Raw genomic sequence first — 16,077 nt, forward strand, 5'->3', positions numbered from 1 at the left:
GCGACGGCGACGCGCGCCCGCGACGGCGACGATGTCCTGGTCGCAGCGCCCGGCGCCCGAAGCGGCGGCGAGCGCCTTCGTCTGCATGGATGGCGTGGACGGCGCCGCGCCCCTCGGACTACCCTCCGGCTCCCGCCGGGAGGATCCCATGACCGATCTCGACGACCGCTGTCTCGACACGTTCCCCGAGTGGCTGCGCAGCCTCGCCTCGGACGCCACGGATCTGGCGGGCCTGCTCGCCTCGCCGGACAGCCCGGAGGCCACGCGCCGCTCGCTCGCGGGGGGCCTCAACTACCTCTTCAAGTCGCTCGACCTCATCCCGGACGGCATCGAGGATCTCGGCTTCCTCGACGACGCCTTCGTGCTGCGCGTCGCCGCGTCCTTCGCCGCCGCGGAGAGCCCGGAGCTGCGCGACCAGGCGCCGGCCCTCGCGCGGCTCGCCCGCGACGCGGAGCTCATCGCCGAGCTGCTCGGCGGCGACTACGCCCGGCTCAAGGGCTACGTGCGCTCGCTGGAGAAGGGCGCCGCGCGCGGCCGCACCGTCGACGACATCCTCGGCGACGAGCAGGTCCGCACCTCGTTCATGCACGAGATCACCGGCTGGGCGTCGAGCTACACCGCCCCGGGCTTCAGCCGTGACGCGAAGAATCTGATCAAGCTAAAATCATTCCTCTCCGCCAAGCTCCCGGCCTGATCGCGCGCATCGAGGTGCCGCCGCGGCGCGCCGCGGCGCGTCCACCGCTCGCCATGGTACACCCCCGATCATCCCCCGGAGGATCGCGTCCGATGTCAGCCGCTCTCCGCCTCACCGCGCTGCTCGCCGCACTGCTCGCCGCGGGCTGCGACGCCGACCGACCCGCCTCGACGGCGCACAGCCCCGCCGCCACCTCTCCGCCTTCGCGCTCGACAGGAGCCCCGGCCGCGCCGCCGCCCGACGCGGATCGCTCCTACGCGTACCCGGCCGCCGATCGCGTGGTCGCCATCGGCGACGTCCACGGCGACCTCGCGGCGACGCGCACGGCCCTGCGGATCGCGGGCGCCATCGACGGCGCGGATCGCTGGATCGGCGGCAAGCTCGTGCTCGTGCAGACGGGCGACGAGATCGACCGCGGCGACGACGAGCAGATCATCGTCGACCTCTTCGATCGCCTCGCCGCCGAGGCGCGCGCCGCCGGCGGCGCCGTGTACGCGCTGAACGGCAACCACGAGGTCATGAACGTCCAGCTCGATTTCCGTTACGTCACCGAGGGCGGCTTCAAGGACTTCGAGGACGTGCCCGGGCTCGACGCGTCGGGCCCCCGCCTCGCGCCGGTGCCGCCCCCCGCGCGAGCCCGCGCCGCCGCGTTCGCCCCCGGCGGTCTCTACGCCAAGAAGCTGGCGGCGCGCGACGTGATCATCACGGTCGGCGACACCGTCTTCACGCACGGCGGCGTGCTCCCGGCCCACACGCGCTACGGCATCGCGCGGATCAACCGCGAGGTGCGCGCGTGGATGGAGGGGAAGAGCCCCTCCGCCCCGACCGTGATCGCGGCCGAGGACAGCCCGGTGTGGGCGCGCCTCTACTCGAGCGACCCGCCGCCGAGCCCGGGGTCGCCCCCCTGCGCGGCGCTGGACCAGACCCTCGCGGCGATGTCCGCGAAGCGCATGGTCGTGGGCCACACGGTCCAGAGGCACGGCGCCACGTCGGCCTGCGGCGACAAGGTCTGGCGGATCGACGTCGGCATGGCGTCGCATTACGGCGGAAAACCAGCGGCGCTGGAGATTGTCGGTGACACCGTGCGCGTCTTGACGGCCGACGCAACCAAGGCAACCGACGCAACCAAGGCAACCGAGGCGGCCAACGCGGCCAACGCGGCCAGCGCGACCAGCGCGACCAAACCGAAAAAATAGATGTAATTGTGAGAGAACTTCAGCGCCGTCCCCAATGCGATCGCGTGTCGTCCACGTCCACGTTGACAGCCACGCCCACGCCTCGCGCCAAGAACCGCCGGGGGAGAGGCCCCCGGGTGCGCCCCGAGCTCCATTGACGGGCGAGGCGAGAACCGGATAACGTGAATAGCAAACTGGGGCTCTTCGATCCCCAGGGGAAGGGAATCAGATGCCCGAGCGACCGCTCGCGCTGATCCACGAGGCGAATCTGAGCGACGGGGTGCCTGCCCTGACGCTCGGCGAGCGGCGCCCCCCCCTTCCGGTCCCCCGTGCTGCGCCCGCGCTTCTGAGCCGGCGCCAGCGGGTCGAGCGCTGTACCGCGTGGCTCGACGCGGGGAGCGGCTGATGGACGACGACGAGCTGCTGCGCGCCCTGACGCGCATCGCGCAGCGGGATCCTACGACCGATCCGCGCTGGCGCAGGCTCGCCGAAGAGACGCGCCCGGAGGGCGCGCAAGACGCTCCGGGAGACGCCGCGAACACCGCGGCGCGCGCGAGCGCCGGGCGGGAGGAGCGCGAAGTCCGGCCGCCCCTCGATGACGAGACCCGCGCCCGGCTCGCCGACCAGCTCCTCGCCCAGCTCCGGGAGCCGCGCGGTGGTGCGCCCGCGCCGCCTTCGCTGGCGCGTCCAGCGGTCGATCGGAAGTCGGGGATCCGCTTCCGGTGCCCCGAGGAGTGGGACTGCGACGCGGAGGAGGCGAGCGACGTCGCCGATGCCGCGCCGCTGGGCGCGGACGCCGACTCGCTCAGCGGGACGAGCGCGCCGTCCACCACGGACGCGCCGGTCTGTCGCACGATCGACGGAGAATCGGTGCCGCCCGGGACATCGGAGCCGCCGCGCGATGCGCGCTCGAGCGCGGCGCCCGGGCAGCCTGCCCAGGGCGCGGAGGCTCTCGCCAGGCCGCCGCGCAAGGGCCTGCTGCACCCCGAGCTGCTCGTCGAGCGGCGGAGCGCGCGGCGGACGACTCCGGCGGCGCGGGCCCGGGCGGCCGTGGGCGTGGTCGGCTGGGTCGTGTCGGCGGCGCTCGTGTCGCTGCTCGCGCTGCGGCCCGCGCCGTTCGCGCCGGGCGCTGCCCCGCTCCCCGACTACACGATCGCGACGACCCTCGGCGACGGCCCACAGCAGGGCGATCGCGGGCCGGGCAGCCCGCGCCACGTCGGCAGGGGCGAAAGGCTCACGATCGCGCTCTCGCCCGGCACGCGCGTACCGGCGCCGGTCGCGGTAAGGGCCTTTCTGGTGCAGGGCGGGAGCGCGCGCCCGTGGTCCGTGGAGCTGGCGCTGGACGGCGCCGGCGGCGGGCGCATCTCGGGCACGCGCGAGGAGCTGTTCCGGGGCGTCGCGGTGGGTCCCTGCGAGGTCGTCCTGGTGGTCGGCCACCCCGACGCGCTGCCAGGCCCGGACGACCCGCTGCCCGACGAGGACGCCATCCACCTGGCGGGCGGCCGGCTCCTGCGGCAGCGATTGTTCCTTGACTGACCGCCGCCTGCACGCATGAGGTAGCCCGTCCCTCCCCTGGCGAGGGAGGCCCGCCTCACCCGCGGGCGCGCTCGACCCGGCGCGCGCTCGACCCGGCGCGCGCCGCCGTCCCTGGCCGGGAAGGGCAGAGGGCATCACGCATGAACCGACGGATGTTCAAGAGCAAGATCCACCGCGCGACCGTGACCCACGCGGATCTGCACTACGAGGGCAGCGTCACGATCGACGCCGACCTCCTGGAGGCCGCCGACATCCTGCCGTACGAGGCGGTCGACATCTGGAACGTGACGCGCGGCTCCCGGCTGACCACGTATGCGCTCGCGGGGGCGCGCGGCTCGGGCGTCGTGTGCATCAACGGCGCGGCGGCGCACCTCAATCAGCCCGGCGACCTCGTGATCATCGCGACGTTCGCGGACATGGACGACGCCGAGGCGCGGCGGCACACGCCGCGCGTGCTCCGCGTCGACGGGCACAACCGGCCGCTCGCCGACCAGCCGCCCGAGACGCCGGGCCCGCTCGCGCCCAACTGAGCGTGCGCGGGCCGGCCGGGCGCCGAGGCCCCTCCGGGCCGCCGCCCAGGCCTCACCAGGCGAGGTGCGCCCGACCGTCGAGGTACACGCGCTGCGCCTCGCCGAGGCCCGTCGACTCGCCCTCCACGACGCGCAGGATCCCCGTCGCGGGCCCGAGCGCCACATCCCGCCCCGCCTCGAAGCGCTGCATCCGGACCAGGGCGCGGTAGGCCTTGTCCAGCAGGAGGGCCCGCTCGCGCGACGGCGCGACGAGGTACGCGAGATCGCGGTCGCCGCCGGGCGCGCCGCGCCGCACCTCGGCCTCATCCAGCGCGCCGCCCGGGAAGAAGCGGGCGAGCATCTCCGCGTTCCCGCGGTAGTCGTCGGCCCCGCGCGCGCGGCGCAGGTAGGTCAGCACCTCCGGCTCCGCGTGGCCGGCCTGCGGCACGTCGGGCATGCCGCGCAGGTCCTGGTGCCGCCATCCGGCCGCGCCGGGCACCTTGCGCGCCAGCGAGAAGGTGTGATCCACCGTCACCCCCACCGCGCCGTGGCAGCCCATGCACGCCCGGTGCTCCTCCGCTGTCTGCAGCCGCAGCCGGCCCTGCTCGTCCTCGATGAACGCCTGGAGCTGCCAGCCGAACGCGTTGCGCAGGCCGACCTCGGGCCCGCCCGGGTGGAACGGCGGCTGCCCCTCGTCCTTCTCCTCCGCCTCGCGCTCGTACGCGCGCGCGATCGCCCAGTCGTCCGGCTCGTCGACCTTGCGCGCGTAGCGCAGCTCCTTCATCCGCGCGGCGAGCAGCGCCGGGCGATCCGGGTCGAGGTACCGCACCGAGTGCAGGAGCTCCGCCCCGCGCGGGTAGAGCCACGCCCGCACCGGGACGCCGGCCGCCCCGCCGGCGTACCGCGCGGGCAGGCGGACGACGCGCGTCACCGCGGGCTCGAGCGCGCCGTCGCCGTCGAGATCGAAGCCGGCGAGGAGCTCGCTCACCGGCTCCACCTCCCGCCCGGCGGCCGCCTCCGCGGGCCCGGCCGCGCCCTCCCTCGGCAGGGGCGACGGCGACGCGATCGCCGCCTCGAGCAGCGCGAGGTTCAGCTTGTACACCTCGCGCGACGGCGCGCCCGAGGCGTCCTCGCGGAACGCGGCCGGCAGCCGGAGGAACACGTCGCCGGCGCTGCCGTTCGTGGGCCAGAAGCTGCCGGGGAACGGCTTGTAGCGGACCGCGCGGAAGCCGCTCCCGTCGCGCGCGAAGCCCTCCTCGTCGAGCCCGGCGCCGAGGTCGAGATCCGGCACATAGCCCGGGTAATCCCGGCGCGCGGCGAGCGCCTCGCGCAGCGGCGCGTAGTTGTCCTCCCGGATGTACTCGAGGATCTCCGCGTCGCTCGTCCGGGCGGCGGCGGCCGAGAGGTCGTCGAGCAGGTTCGTCCAGGGGTTCTTCCGGGCCGCGTCCGAGAAGCTGTACTCGCGCTGGAGCGCGTGATCGGCGAGCGTGTTCGGGCCGATCCCGATCGTGTGGCACGTCCAGCAGCCGTTCGCGCCGCTGGCCGTGGTCGCGTAACACATCGGCGGGATCGACGCCTCGGGGTTGCCCGCGTGCCCGGCGCGCGCGGCCGCGGCGGCGAGCGGGTCGTGGCCGCCCCCGCCGCAACGCGCGCCCGCGGCGAGGACGGCGGACACCGCCGCGAAGGCCAGGGGCGCGGACAGCAGGCGCGCGCGGCGGGCGGGCATCGAGGGGATCACTCGGGCAGGAAGGTGACCGCGATGACGCTCGACAGGGAGGCGTCGCCCTTCGGCCAGGTGCTGTAGGCGTTCTCGCCGGGGTGCTGCACCGACATGAAGATCGTGCCCATGTCGGGCGTGAAGGACGGGCCGGTCGCCTCCGCGTCGCTCGGAAACGCCACGACGCGGAACGCCTTGCCGAAGCTCGGCCGGGTCACGCCCGGCTGGCCCGCGCGGTGGGCGGGGTCGAGATCGAGGTAGTAGAAGGCGTCCGCGTGCGAGGCCACGCCGAAGTTGCCGTCGGTGCCGAACCACACGCCGCCATCGCGGTCGAGGAGCAGGTTGTCCGGGCAGGAGGCGTCGAAGTCGCCCTGCCCCTTCGAGCCGTGCCAGACCTCGAAGTACAGGAACTCGGTCGACGCGCCCGGGTTCGCGGGGTCGGACTCCTCCAGGGCGAAGATCGAGCCCACGGCGTCCGCGCGCTTCGGGGACTGGGTCGCGTGGGTCGCCGGATCGAAGACCGCGCCGCCCTGATCGAGCGACGTCTGCCCCGTGTGGTTGGTGAACGCCACGTAGATGCGCGGCGTGCCGCTCGGATCGCGCGGGTTCCACTCGATGTCCTCGGGCCGGTTCAGCTCCATGATCCCGACCTTGTTGCTCACCGTGAACAGCGCGCGCCAGACGTCGTAATCCGTCTGGAAGCCGCCGATCCGGTTCCAGGTCACGTCGCGCAGCGCGTCGCCGACGGTCCTGGCCGGGTCGCCGAGCGCGGCCGCGTTCGGCGCGATGGCGGCGCTGTCGACGGAGAGCTCGATCCACTGCCCCGTGCCCGGGGCCGCCTCGGTCGGGGCCGCGTGGGTCGCGACCAGGGTGTTGCCGGTCGTGTTGTCGAGCCCGGCCATGTGCGCCGCGTAGAGCGTGCCCTCGTCGAGCAGCGCGCGGATCGCCGCCCGCGTCATCCCGGCCGTGTACGTGCCGCTGGTCACGTACTTGTAGATGCGGCCGCCGCGGCGATCGTCGGTCCCGTAGACCACGATCGGCCGACCGGGCACGAGCCTCCACGCGTCGTCGACCGCGAACGTCGCGGCCTCCCAGCGGGCGCGGCCCATGAACCCGAACTTCTTGTGGCCCGTGCCCGGCTGCGTCTTGCCGTCGTACTCGCCCGCGGGCTGCCCCGGGTCGATCTCGGTGAGATAACCGTAATGGTCGCGCGGCTGCCGGCCGTTCGGATCGGAGATGCGCCCGAACTCCGCGCTGGTGCTCGCCTCGAAGACCGGGCTCACCGGCGCGCCCGGGTCGAAGCCCCGGCCGGTGAGGAACCGCTGATCGCCCGACCAGCTCGCCTCGAGATCACCGTAGTAGTCCTGCACGTTCTCCTCGGCGGTGATCACCGTGCCCCACGGCGTCTGCCCGCCGGCGCAGTCGCCCATGATGCCTGCCACGAGCCCGCCCGCGAGCGCCGCGCCGGTCGTGTCGTCGTGGCCCGGACTCGAGAGCTCGTGCCCCGCGACGCGGCTCAGCGTCTTGCTCGTGGCGTCGTAGCGGACGGCGGTCGCGCTCCGGTCGACCGACCATGCGCCCGTCGCCGGGTCCTGCACGGTGCGGAGCCAGGAGCCGCCGACCTCCTTCTTTTCCCAGCGGATATAGGTGTCGACGTCCGCCTGCGACCAGACGTTCGACTCGACGTCGTTCGTGAGGACGCCGAGCTTGCGCAGGTGCCGGGCCAGCGTGAGGTGCTGCCCTGTCGGCGCGGAGCTGACCGTCGGGCTCCGCCCGGAGACGTACTCGTGGTTGACCCAGAGCCACCCGGCGGTGGCGGAGCCGTTCCACTGCGGCGCGTCGCCCGCGGTGGCGGCCCACCCTTCGCCGAAGAACGCCGTGTAATCGTTGTTGGCGCCGAAGCGGGGCGCTTCCGGCGCGGTGCTGACGGTCAGCGGATCGAGCCAGGTCACCACGATGTCGGAGCGCACGCCGGCGAGCGCCCGGATGGTGTCGGTCGCGGCCGCGCGGAGCGGGAACTGCTCGCCCTCGGGCAAGGTGCCGGCGGCGAACAGCGCGACGCGCTCTCTCACGTAGTCCGCGAGGTTCGCAGCGCTGCTCCACACCGGCGCGTCCTCGCCGGGCTCCCCTGGCGCTCCGGGCTCACCAGGCGCACCGGGCTTCCCCGGCTCACCGGGCTCCCCCTGCTCACCGGGTTTCCCCTGCTCACCGGGTTTCCCCTGCTCACCGGGCTCCCCCTGTTCACCGGGCACCCCTTGCTCCCCGGGCTCTCCCTGCTCACCGTTCGCGCCGTCCTTGCCCGGTGCGCCCTGTTCACCGGGCGCCCCGGGCGCGCCCTTCGCGCCATCCTCGCCGCAACCGCTCCCGATCGCGGCAAGACCGCCAGCGAGCACCAGAAGCAACGCCGTCCTCAGGGTCCGCCTCGTCATCATTTCCTCGTCTCCGCCGGGTAATGGCCGCAGACGATGCCTGATGACGGTGGCGCCCCAATGTCCCTCACGCGACGAGTTGTTGTCAGAGATCGCCTGATCCTCGATCGGGCGTGTCATGAGCTCCGCACGACAGGCGGCCACGCGCCGGGGCCACGGCGAAGATGCCCTCAGAAGACCGGCGGAGCCGCGCTGCTCGTCATGACCGCGCGGCCGTCGTCGCCGCGCTACTCGTCATCCTCGTCGGGCACGACGACGTCTTGGCCGAAGCGCGCGCGCGCCTCGAGCAGCTCCCTGTCCGAGATCCAGGTGCGCTCGCAGCCGAGGAGCGGCTCTACCTGATAGACGTCCTTGCGCTGCTCGCCGTGTCCGTCTTCGAGGACCCGGACTACCTCGTGATGGAGGCCGCAGGTGGGGCAGAGCGCTCGCATGAAGGGTCCCTATAGTGCGGGCCCGCTGGGCGCAAGGCCCTCCCCTGCGCGCCGTCGACCGCGGAGCGGCGTCGGGCGGCGGGGGAGGTCAGCGCGTGCGAGAGGGGAGCGGCAGGGCGCGGGGAGCGCCGAGCGCGAGAGGAGACGCCCGGCTCAGGCCGTGGCGCGGGCGCCGGCAGCGGCGGTCGTCTTCTCGTCCGACTTGATCCGCATCCCGTAGAAGGAGCGGTACACGAACACCGTCGAGAGCACGAAGAAGATGCCCGCGAGCACGAGGCTCGTCCCGCGGTCGATCTCGATCGCCAGCTCGACCGCGAGGAGGCCGAACAGCGTCGTGAACTTGATGATGGGGTTCATCGCGACGGACGAGGTGTCCTTGAAGGGGTCGCCCACGGTGTCGCCGACGACCGTCGCCGCGTGGAGCGGCGTGCCCTTCTCCTTCAGCTCCACCTCGACGAGCTTCTTCGCGTTGTCCCAGGCGCCGCCGGCGTTCGCCATGAAGATCGCCTGATAGAGCCCGAAGAGCGCGATGCTGATGAGGTAGCCGATGAAGAAGAACGGCTCGAGGCAGGCGAACGCGAGCGTCGAGAAGAAGACGCCGAGGAAGATGTTGAACATCCCCCGCTGCGCGTACTGCGTGCAGATCTCGACCACCTTCTTGCTGTCGGTGATCGAGGCCTTCTCCACGCCCTCGAGGCGGATGTTCGCCTTGATGAACTCGACCGCGCGGTAGGCGCCTGTCGAGACCGCCTGGGTCGACGCGCCGGTGAACCAGTAGATGACCGCGCCGCCCGTCACGAGGCCGAGCAGGAACGGCGGGTGGAGCAGCGAGAGCTTGTCCACGTTCGTCGTCAGCTTGCTCGTGAGCACGACGATGATCGAGAAGATGAGCGTCGTCGCGCCGACGACCGCCGTCCCGATGAGCACCGGCTTGGCCGTCGCCTTGAAGGTGTTGCCCGCGCCGTCGTTCTCCTCGAGGAAATGCTTCGCCTTGTCGAAGTTCGGGGTGAAGCCGAAATCCTTCTTGAGCTCGGCCTCGACGTTCGGGACGCTCTCGATGAGCGAGAGCTCGTAGACCGACTGCGCGTTGTCGGTCACAGGGCCGTAGGAGTCGACCGCGATGGTCACCGGGCCCATGCCGAGGAAGCCGAACGCCACGAGGCCGAAGGCGAAGACGCTCTCGGCGATCATGAGCTGCCCGAGGCCCTGGGCGGAGAAGAAGTACGAGATGGCCATCAGCACGACGAGGACGATGCCCATCCAGTACGCGCTGAAATTGCCGGCCGTCAGGCCCGAGAGCACGTTCAGCGAGGCGCCGCCCTCGCGCGACGCGGTCACGACCTCGCGGACGTGGCCCGACTCGGTCGAGGTGAAGATCTTGGTCATCTCCGGGATGATGGCGCCCGCCAGGGTGCCGCAGGTGATGATCGACGAGAGCTTCCACCAGAGCGTCGTGTCGCCCCCGATGTTCGGGATCATGAACGCCGAGACGGCGTAGGTGAGCGCGACCGACACGAGCGAGGTCAGCCAGACGAGGCGCGTCAGGGGGGCCTCGAAGTTCATCTTGTCGGCGTCGGCGTAGGACGCCTTCGCGATCGCCTCGTTGAGGAGGTACGAGCCGATGCTCGCGAGGACCATCACGATGCGCATCACGAAGATCCAGACGAGCAGCTGGACCTGGACGGCGGCGTCGGGGACGGCGAGGAGGATGAACGAGATGAGCGCGACGCCGGTGACGCCGTATGTCTCGAAGCCGTCGGCGCTCGGGCCGACCGAGTCGCCGGCGTTGTCGCCGGTGCAGTCGGCGATGACGCCCGGGTTGCGCGCGTCGTCTTCCTTGATGTTGAAGACGATCTTCATCAGGTCCGAGCCGATGTCGGCGATCTTCGTGAAGATGCCGCCCGCGATGCGGAGCGCGGAGGCGCCGAGCGACTCGCCGATGGCGAAGCCGATGAAGCACGGGCCGGCGTAGTCGGCGGGGATGAAGAGCAGGATCACCAGCATGAGCATGAGCTCGGTGCTGATGAGGACGGCGCCGATGCTCATCCCGGCCTTGAGCGGGATCGCGTACGTCGGGAACGGCTTGCCCTTGAGGCTCGCGAACGCGGCGCGCGAGTTCGCGAACGTGTTGATGCGCATGCCGAACCAGGCGACGCCGCAGCTGCCGGCAATGCCGACCAGGCTGGCCAGCAGGATGACCACGACCTTCGTGGCCTCCATGTGGCGCAGCACGCCGAAGTAGAGAACCATGACCGCGCCGATCAGGATCTCGAGCAGCAGGATGAACTTGAACTGCGTGACCAGGTACGTCTTGCAGGTCTCGTAGATGAGCTCCGAGATCTCCCGCATCGCGCGGTGGACCGGGAGTTTGTTCAGCTGCGAGTAGATGACGAGCCCGAACGCGAACCCGAGCGCGCAGACGCCGATGCCGCCCATGAGGAGCGTGCGGCCGTCGATGCCACCGAAGGACTGGGTGCTTAGGTCGGGGAGGATGAGATCGGATTCACTGGCGCTGGCGAGCCCGCCGCTGAGCAGCAGGGCAAGCGCGGCGAGCCCGGCCAGCATCGGTGCGAGCCAGGCCTTGTGGGACCGGAGAACGTTCATGGACGGTGTGCCTCCATCGCAAAATCCGAGGCAGAGGACGGCGCCATCGCCGCTCGCTGCTTCGTGGTTCCGAGGGGTTGGCCGCCTGCGTAAAGGGGAAGGGGACCGGCGCGCTGCCGGAGGGGCTCTTGCTCTAACGCCGACGCTTCAGCACAGCCTCGTCCCTCGACGACCGGAGGGTGTCGGAGCGCCCAGAGCTGCCAGGCATGCCTCCACCGTGACCGGACCCCCGAGGCGCGCGCTAGCTACCATGCACCCGAGACGCCGTCGAGAGGGCGCGACGCGCGCCCACGACGAGAAGGTCTGTCATCGGCGCGACGTCAGGAGATGACGTAGGGAGATTACGTACGATGGTGAAAGAAAGAAGCGCGCACGACCGAACGCTGTTCCACGCTGTCGCGTTCGGTCGCATTCAGCTGCGCTCGGACGCTTTCAGCTGCGCTCGATCGCGTTCAGCTGTCGTCGTCCGTGTTCAGTTGCGCTCGGTCGCGTTGTTCAGCCGCCGATCCGAGCCGGAGAGCCGCTGATCCGAGCCCGAGTCCGCGCCAGGGCTGGCGTGGGACGTGAGCAGCTCCGCCACGAGATCCCGACACTCCGGCTTGTTGCGGAGGTGGCTCAGCAGCAGGTTGGAGGCCTCGCTGAACGACTTCTCGTAGGCGAGCCCCTCGCGCGTGCGCGCCGCGACGCGCTCGCGCCCCTGCGCCAGGTCCTCCTCCAGGGCCTCGGCGTAGCGGGCGAGCTGGGCGCGGAGCTCGTCGATCTGGCGGCGCAGGTCGCGCGCGTTCGCCTCGCGCGTGTTCTTCTTGTGCTCGTAACGCCCGAGCTGCTCGCGCTTCGCCTGCGCGGTCGCGCCGGCCGCGCCCGCGCGCTCGTAGATGAGCGGATCGTGGTTGCCCTGGCGGGCCGCCCCGTCCGCCAGCTGGCGCGCGGAGAGCGCGAGCTTCTCGGCGGCGGTGAGCTCGACGCGGACCTTCTCGACGTCCTCGCCGTCGGCCATCGCCTCGCGCATCACGCGCGACTCCTCGTGCGCGAGCTCCTCGACCTTGCGGCCGATCTCGGCGCGCAGCGCGCGGCCGCGGCGCTCGAGCGCCTCGAGCTTGCGGGTGAGGCTCGCGACCTCGCCCTCGAGCTTGTTGGCGCGCGCGGCGAGGTCCCAGGCCTGCGCAAGGCCGTTCTGGACCTCCTGCGGCACCTGCCCGGACGGGTAGGCGCGGGAGACCATGCGCGAGAACAGGGCCGCCCGGCTCGCCCACTCGATGACGCCCGCGCTCTGCGGCGGCGGCGGCGGCGGCGGCACCGGCACGCCGTCGCTGCCCTCGACCTCCCACGCGTGGGCCGGGAGCCCGCGCTGGAGCGCCTTCAGCTCCTCCTGGAGGTGGTGGGCGTCGCGGTAGCGCTTGCGGATGTCCTTCTCGAGCAGGCGCAGCACGATCGCCTCGCCCTGCGCGTGCGCGTCGGGGCGGATCGAGCGGGGCCGCGGCGGCGCGTGGGTCCGCTGCATCTCGAGGAGCGTGTCGCGGTCGTTCGCGCGGAAGGGGAGCTGCCCGGTCAGCATCTCGAAGAAGAGCACGCCGAGCGCGTAGAGGTCGGACTGCGACGTCGCCTCCTCGCCGCGCGCCTGTTCGGGCGACATGTACTCGGGCGTCCCGAAGACCGCGCCCTTCGGGGCGAGGCGCGGGTCGCGCGCGATGGCGGCGAGGCCGAAGTCGAGGATCTTGACGAAATCCTTCCGGCCGCCGCGGTGGGTGAGCAGGATGTTGTCGCTCTTCAGGTCGCGGTGCACGACGCCGAGGTCGTGGGCGCGCGCGAGAGCCGCGCACATCTGCTCGAGGATGTCCACCGATCGCGCGATCGGCATCGGGCCGCGCGCGAGCTCCGCCGAGAGCGGCGTGCCGACGAGGTATTCCATGACGAGATAGAGCTCGCCCTCCTCGGTCTCGCCGATGTCGTGGATATCGATGATGTGGGCGTGATCAACGCGGTTTGCGGCGCGCGCCTCGCGCAGCATCCACGCGCGGAGATGGGTCTCTCCGCGGAGATCGGGCCGGATGAGCTTCAGGGCGACGACCCGGTCGATCAGCACGTGGCGGGCGCGATAAACGACGCCCATGCCGCCTTCGCCAAGCCGTGCCTCGAGCCGGTACCTGCCGGCCACGACCTTCCCGATCAACGGATCGGTGCTCGAAGCCTTGGGACCTGCCGGTCGCTGAATCGCGCGCTCCATGGTGCCTTCGTTTCTCCTCAGCGCTCCCCAGAAGAGCCGTTCTCGTCTCTCAGGGCCCTATTGCGCTGTGCGGTGAGTCGGATCGCTCGCTGAACGTATCCGGTTTGAAACAGCCGGTCTACGGGCCCGCGGTCGGGTTGCGATGAATATCGTGCGAGCTCCGCGTGGAGGTGGGGTGGGAGACCGGCGCCGATGACGCGCTCGTCTCGTCAAGCCAAGCCGCGCGTAGGCCGAGCGGGCGGGCTCGCCTCCGCGGACGGCCGTTCGGGCGGGCTCGCCTCCGCGGACGGCCGCGCGGGAGGAAGGGTATCGCCTTGCGTACGGGCGCTCGCCGGGCGAGGATCGAGGGGCAGGCGACAGACGAAGCGCGCGCCGTGGACCGAGGCCGGCGCTCCGCGGCGCGGGTGTCCGCCGCCGCCGCCGTCGCCGTCTTCTCCTTCTGGCTCCGGCGCGAGGGCGAGCGTGCCGCCGTGCCGCCGGACGATCTCGGTCGAGATCGACAGCCCGAGGCCGGTCCCCTGCCCTCGCGGCTTCGTGGTGAAGAACGGATCGAAGATCCGCTGGGCGAGGTCCGGCGGAACGCCCGGCCCGCCGTCCGAGATCGCGACGGCCGCCATGTCCTCGTCGACCCAGGTCTCGATGCAGAGCGCCGGCTCGCCGGGCGTACGCGGCGCCGCGCCCCCGCCGGAGGTCCCCTCCTCTGCCGGTGCGGCGGGCGCCGGCGGCGCCTCGAGCGCCTGGATGGCGTTGACGAGGAGGTTCATGAACACCTGGTTGATCTCGCCGCCCCTGCAGGTGACGGGCGGCAGCTCGCCGTAGCGCCGGATCACCTCGATGCGCGCCTGCCGGAGCCGCGGGCCGAGCAGGAGCAGCGTCTCCTCGAGCCCCGCGTGCAGGTCGACCGGCAGCGGCTCGCCCGAGACGCGCGAGAAGCTCTTCAGGTTCGTGACGATGCGGACGCTGCGCTCGACCGCGCGGTGGACGAGGGTCGAGATGCCGGCGAGATCGTCGAGCGCCGCCTCGGTCTGGAGCCGCTCGCGGAGCGCCTCGAGCGCGCGGCGGCGCTCGCCCGGGAGATCGCGCTCCGCCTCGCGGTACGCGTCGAGGACGGCGCGGAGCTCCGCGGCGCGCTCCTCGATCGGCTGGGCGGCGCCGGCGATGGCGTTCAGCGGGTTATAGATCTCGTGCGCCACGCCGGCCACGAGCTCGCCGATGGAGGCGAGCCGCTCGCCCTGGATGAGCGCGGCCTGCGTCCGCTTCAGCTCGGACAGGGCGCGCGTGAGCTCCGCGGTGCGCGCGGCGACGTTCTCCTCGAGGCCGGCGCGCTCGGCCTCGAGCTCGGCGATCGTCCGGGACAGCGCCTGCCGCATGCGCTCGACGCTCTCGCCGAGGCCCACGACCTCCTTCGGCCCTGACAGCCGCGGCACGGCGGCGTCGAGCTCGCCGCGCGCGACCTCGTCGGCGGCGCGCGCGAGCCGCGCCATCGGCCGGGAGAGCTCGCGCGCCGCGCGCGCGACGACGCCGAGGGCGGCGAGGACGAGGAGGGACAGCGAGGCGAAGAGCGCGGCGATGGCGTTGAAGTCCTCGTCGAACGACGAGCCGGTGGCGAGCGCGCGGTAGAGGCCGATCGAGGAGAAGAGCGAGAGGAGCCCCGTGAACAAAAGGGGCAGCCCGAAGTCGCGCAGCATGCGCCGCCGGAGGGGCGTCGGGGGCGCGCCGCCGTGCTCGGGCGCGCCCGTCCAGGCGCGCAGGAGGTCCACCGCGCGGGTGACCGAGTCCTTGTGCCAGGCGCGCTGGTAGAACGAGACGCCGAAGGCGAAGAGGGCGCCGAAGCCGAGCTGCATGAGCGCGTCGGCGACGCTGGAGGTGGCGCCGACGCGCACGTACGCCATGCCGATCGCGGTGCACCCGAGCCACAGCGCGAAGTTCAAGGAGGCGAGCACGTCGGGGAGCCGCTCGGCGCGGGCGAGGCCGCGGCCGAGCAGGGCGCGGGCGCCGGAAGGGCCGGCCGCGAGGGCGGCCAGGATCGGGCGCGTGGCGGGGCGCACGGCGAGCGTGAAGCCGAGGGTGCCCGAGAGGGCGAGGAGGGGGACGACCTCGAACCACGCCTGGAACACGACCTGGCTCTGGGTGCGGAGGAACGCGACGCAGAAGAGCAGCATGACGTGCCCGCCGACGATGCCCGCGGTCACCGCCGACTCCGCGAGCCTCGGCCGGAGCGCCGCGGCGAGGGCGCGCGCCGAGGCGGCGTCTCCGGCGCCGCCCTCGACGGCGCCTTCGCGGAGCAGGGCGCGGTAGATCGCGCGGCGCATGCCGCCCGCCATGACGCCGAAGGCGACCGCGGTCACCAGGAGGCCGAGCCACGACGGCGGCATCGCGCGGCCGATCCCGAGCGGGCCTGGCCAGGAGGGGGGCGCGGTCGGGGCGCCTCGGAACGCGAGCGGCAAGACCGCGAGCGGCCACGAGAGGGCGCGGATCGCCGCCGCGACGGCGAAGCCGCGGTCGCCGCGGCGGGTGAGCGCGCCCGAGAGCGCGGCCGAGGCGGCCAGGGAGGCCAGCAGGAGGATCGCCGGCCACGGCGTGGTGAGGGCGGCGGGGACGACGGCGGAGAGGAACAGGAGCGCCGAGAACAGCTCCCAGCCGGTGGCGACGAGCTCTGCGCGGACGCGCGGGGCGCGGAGCGCGGCGGGCGGGGGCGGCGGCGGCGTGTTCACGAGGCGGGCCGCATGGAAGCGCAGGGCGCGCGTCCTCGCAACGG

10 protein-coding genes are annotated in these 16,077 nt (G+C 72.6%); 4 read left to right on the forward strand and 6 right to left on the reverse strand.

Features of this window, described 5'->3' with window-relative positions:
- The first annotated feature begins 31 nt into the window (after positions 1 to 31).
- The 4 genes from ACSRUE_RS43705 to panD all read left to right on the forward strand — a co-directional run bounded on the left by ACSRUE_RS43705 (position 32) and on the right by panD (position 3,935).
- On the forward strand, positions 32 to 694 hold the full coding sequence (locus tag ACSRUE_RS43705) for a DUF1232 domain-containing protein (protein WP_441288751.1): 663 nt from the start codon (positions 32 to 34) through the stop codon (positions 692 to 694).
- Between the two features lie 92 nt (positions 695 to 786).
- Positions 787 to 1,890 (forward strand): metallophosphoesterase, encoded by a 1,104-nt coding sequence (locus tag ACSRUE_RS43710; protein ID WP_441288752.1) that lies wholly within the window; start codon positions 787 to 789, stop codon positions 1,888 to 1,890.
- Positions 1,891 to 2,274: 384 nt separating this feature from the next.
- On the forward strand, positions 2,275 to 3,405 hold the full coding sequence (locus tag ACSRUE_RS43715; RefSeq protein ID WP_441288753.1) for a hypothetical protein: 1,131 nt from the start codon (positions 2,275 to 2,277) through the stop codon (positions 3,403 to 3,405).
- A 140-nt stretch (positions 3,406 to 3,545) separates the two neighbouring features.
- Positions 3,546 to 3,935 (forward strand): aspartate 1-decarboxylase, encoded by a 390-nt coding sequence (panD, locus tag ACSRUE_RS43720; protein ID WP_437761409.1) that lies wholly within the window; start codon positions 3,546 to 3,548, stop codon positions 3,933 to 3,935.
- 52 nt (positions 3,936 to 3,987) lie between these two features.
- Here the strand turns inward: panD and ACSRUE_RS43725 are convergent, their stop codons facing one another.
- The 6 genes from ACSRUE_RS43725 to ACSRUE_RS43750 form a co-directional block, all read right to left on the reverse strand.
- Entirely contained in the window at positions 3,988 to 5,640 is a 1,653-nt protein-coding gene (locus tag ACSRUE_RS43725) for a hypothetical protein (RefSeq protein ID WP_441288754.1), read from the reverse strand.
- A gap of 8 nt (positions 5,641 to 5,648) precedes the next feature.
- Positions 5,649 to 8,063, reverse strand: a complete 2,415-nt coding sequence (locus ACSRUE_RS43730; RefSeq protein ID WP_441288755.1) for an alkaline phosphatase PhoX — start codon at positions 8,061 to 8,063, stop codon at positions 5,649 to 5,651.
- A gap of 224 nt (positions 8,064 to 8,287) precedes the next feature.
- Complete coding sequence (locus ACSRUE_RS43735; RefSeq protein ID WP_437297996.1) at positions 8,288 to 8,491, reverse strand: hypothetical protein; 204 nt, start codon at positions 8,489 to 8,491, stop codon at positions 8,288 to 8,290.
- Positions 8,492 to 8,644: 153 nt separating this feature from the next.
- Complete coding sequence (locus tag ACSRUE_RS43740) at positions 8,645 to 11,095, reverse strand: sodium-translocating pyrophosphatase (protein ID WP_441288756.1); 2,451 nt, start codon at positions 11,093 to 11,095, stop codon at positions 8,645 to 8,647.
- A 472-nt stretch (positions 11,096 to 11,567) separates the two neighbouring features.
- Positions 11,568 to 13,319, reverse strand: a complete 1,752-nt coding sequence (locus tag ACSRUE_RS43745) for a protein kinase domain-containing protein (RefSeq protein WP_437761415.1) — start codon at positions 13,317 to 13,319, stop codon at positions 11,568 to 11,570.
- Positions 13,320 to 13,528: 209 nt separating this feature from the next.
- Positions 13,529 to 16,033 carry a sensor histidine kinase gene (locus ACSRUE_RS43750; RefSeq protein WP_441288757.1) on the reverse strand — a complete coding sequence of 835 codons (2,505 nt, stop codon included), beginning with the start codon at positions 16,031 to 16,033 and terminating at the stop codon, positions 13,529 to 13,531.
- Between the last annotated feature and the right edge of the window lie 44 nt (positions 16,034 to 16,077).

Source organism: Sorangium sp. KYC3313, assembly GCF_052075895.1.
GTDB lineage: Bacteria > Myxococcota_A > Polyangia > Polyangiales > Polyangiaceae > Sorangium > Sorangium cellulosum_B.

Coding starts and splice junctions, on each gene's coding strand:
- ACSRUE_RS43705 (WP_441288751.1), top strand. CDS start 32: ATGTCCTGGTCGCAGCGCCCGGCGCCCGAAGCGGCGGCGAGCGCCTTC.
- ACSRUE_RS43710 (WP_441288752.1), top strand. CDS start 787: ATGTCAGCCGCTCTCCGCCTCACCGCGCTGCTCGCCGCACTGCTCGCC.
- ACSRUE_RS43715 (WP_441288753.1), top strand. CDS start 2,275: ATGGACGACGACGAGCTGCTGCGCGCCCTGACGCGCATCGCGCAGCGG.
- panD (WP_437761409.1), top strand. CDS start 3,546: ATGAACCGACGGATGTTCAAGAGCAAGATCCACCGCGCGACCGTGACC.
- ACSRUE_RS43725 (WP_441288754.1), bottom strand. CDS start 5,640: ATGCCCGCCCGCCGCGCGCGCCTGCTGTCCGCGCCCCTGGCCTTCGCG.
- ACSRUE_RS43730 (WP_441288755.1), bottom strand. CDS start 8,063: ATGATGACGAGGCGGACCCTGAGGACGGCGTTGCTTCTGGTGCTCGCT.
- ACSRUE_RS43735 (WP_437297996.1), bottom strand. CDS start 8,491: ATGCGAGCGCTCTGCCCCACCTGCGGCCTCCATCACGAGGTAGTCCGG.
- ACSRUE_RS43740 (WP_441288756.1), bottom strand. CDS start 11,095: ATGAACGTTCTCCGGTCCCACAAGGCCTGGCTCGCACCGATGCTGGCC.
- ACSRUE_RS43745 (WP_437761415.1), bottom strand. CDS start 13,319: ATGGAGCGCGCGATTCAGCGACCGGCAGGTCCCAAGGCTTCGAGCACC.